The sequence below is a fragment of the Synergistaceae bacterium genome (assembly GCA_012728235.1).
In the GTDB taxonomy this organism is placed as follows: Bacteria; Synergistota; Synergistia; order Synergistales; family Synergistaceae; genus JAAYFL01.
In genome coordinates, this window is record JAAYFL010000004.1 from 1 (window position 1) to 2,706 (window position 2,706).

Annotated in this window: 2 protein-coding genes; both read right to left on the reverse strand. The window is 34.7% G+C overall.

Going from position 1 to position 2,706, the window contains the following annotated elements; translation table 11 throughout:
* Positions 1–280: 280 nt before the first annotated feature.
* Entirely contained in the window at positions 281–1,027 is a 747-nt protein-coding gene (locus GXZ13_00280) for an exo-alpha-sialidase (GenBank protein ID NLX74284.1), read from the reverse strand.
* Position 1,028: 1 nt separating this feature from the next.
* Positions 1,029–1,442, reverse strand: a complete 414-nt coding sequence (locus GXZ13_00285; protein NLX74285.1) for an exo-alpha-sialidase — start codon at positions 1,440–1,442, stop codon at positions 1,029–1,031.
* Between the last annotated feature and the right edge of the window lie 1,264 nt (positions 1,443–2,706).

Genomic DNA, 2,706 nt, shown 5'->3' on the forward strand with positions numbered 1-2,706 from the left:
CTTTAGTGTCGTCTTCGTCAATTTTAAAAGTGCTTGCTGTGGGAATCATTAATCCACTTGATTGATTACACGAAACAATCAATAGAAAAATAAGAGAATAAAAGTAATTAAATTTCATCTGTTGTGTTAATAATATAGCTGCACTATCTATAAATATTGCAGCACTGAGGGGTTATATTTACTATGCTTTATACAAAGCTATAAAAAGACTCTCTATTTTAGCGTGTTTTGTTTAAAAGGTGTCGGAAAACTGTCTCATAATATAAGCATGAGAAGCTAACTATTCGCTTACATACTGTTTCCAGTCTATTCCGTTTGTTAACCAAGCTAAGTTGAAGCGGGCCATTTTTGCACCTCCATCACTTTCATATAGTAGATAAACAATACCTTCAGAATCCGTTCCCGCTCTGCCTGCTGCCATTGAAGAATAGGCAAAAGAACCTTCTTCGACCAATCTTTTAACAGGCCAGGTTTTTCCTCCATCAAAACTGGCCCAAACTGTGCCCCGTACACGTTCTGTCCATCGGGCCTCGAATGCTAAATCTTCATCATTTTCTTTTTGTGGAATATCAATATTACTAAAGAGTAATATGTCATAACCTTCGATGGGCAACCTTACCAAACCAGCCATAAGCCCATAATCGCTATGCTGATTGCCATCAGGCAACTCATCGCTAATTGAGCCATCCACCCAAGTTTGTCCACCATCATAACTATATGCTGTATATCTCCACCGTGGATTTAATCCTTCGGTTGACTTATGACGACGAGAATTGTAATAAAGCGATCCATCTGAAAGTTCTACAATAGCTGCTTCACCAGTTCCATAATACGGAAAAGGCTCGCTTGTTTGCCAAGTTTTTCCTCCATCATCGCTATACATGGCATTGGTATAATGTTGATTCCAGAATGGAGCATCATTTCCCTCTCCATAATACCTGGTGGGTCTGATGAGCCTACCTTTATATTCACCATGCTGTAAAGTAATACCATGCTCATTCATATGCATAGAATGAATATGACCCAAACTATTTGGCTTTATAGTTATGTTGTCTTGTTTCCACGTTTTCCATTATATGTGCTCTATAAAGCATTACTGGCGCAATAGAGTGACCCTCTTCAATAAACAGAAGAATATCACCAGTAGTTTCATCTACAATAGCCCCACCACCTTGAAAGCCAGGATTGACTATATCTATTGCTGGTTGCCAGGTTGCTCCTCCATCTTCACTACGTCTTACCCTGATGTTTTCACTTCCCCAACTACATACTATTGAACCATCTTTTGCAACTACTACATTTGGGAATCGTTCGTCTCTAAACACTTCTTGTATATCAAATAACGCTACTCCATCTGACCAAAAAGAGTTTTTATGATCTGATTTACAAGATGCCAACAGGACTATTAATAATAAAAAGGATGAAATGGTTATTTTTCTCATACTTGCTTGTTTGATAGGATGAATAAACTTTATCTTGCATAAAATTATGCCTAAAGATTGCTTTAACTTTTTATTGTGTAAATATAAAACATTTAAATAAAGAAACAATTCAAAAAGAGAGATTCACTTGTATACCACTCCCTATTTTTCTTCCGTAGAGGCTTTTTCGCTCATGAGTTATCACTCTGTTTCACTTTCTAAGATATATACTTTTATGAGTAGAAAGTCTTTTTCTACAGGTAGAATTTGATTTGTATATGATGAAAATATTTTTGCTTAATGAATGCTTTTAAAAGATGCAACTTTCTCTTTGCAAGATTCAAATTGAAATATGAAGAAAGCATTGTGTTGAAAATTTAGACGAGTAAAATGTTAAAGGTTTCTAATAAAAGAGTTGCTTACAGATTACAATCAATCCCTATTTTTAGTGTCTTGAAATTGAAAATCACCCACAAATCCTCATGAAAAGTTATTTTTCCATCTTTCACGAGGAGTTTGATCCTACACTCATATTATTTTATTGGTCCACAAGTGTCAATTTGCAAGTAAAAAGACTCTGTTTTTACAAACCCTTAAGTAAATGAGGCGAAAAAGAGTTGGAAATCTCATCTACCGCGGGGTTTACAACGAACATGAGATAAAATTGCAAACCCCGCGGGGAAAATGTTTCAAAAGACATAAATGGATCACTTTATGGATAAAATGGAAAATAAATGTCATAAATGAAGAAGATTAAGTCTGAGATAGAAAAAGCAAGAGATGACAAAACAATTTTAGATTGTAGCTTGGTTTTTTATTTCATAAATAGCTGATAATTTTATGAGAATAAGAAAATTATGACAGAAATGATCAAAAACCCGTCGTGAATCGAATTTTTATGACATTTCAAACATATCTACCGCGGTGTTTACGATTTCCAACTCTTTTCTCAATTTTCCCCGAGGGGAAAATGTTTAGAAAAAGATATGACGATAAAACACTAGAAATACAACATGTAAATTAAACAATTATTCACAATTAGAGGTGAAAAATATAGTTTATAACAGTAGAGTAATTATCAATAGGGATAACGTTGTAAACGTATACTTTAGCATGCGATGACGATATGTGTTTTGCGAAAAGAAAAATAAACTCCAAAAAAACAACTGCTCAATCAAACTTCTTTAATAAAAATGGGGCTTCAACCCAAGACCTTCGTGATGATATAATGGGACGCGCCAACCAACTGCAATTATAAGCCAGGTACACTCTCAATTAAAAACTC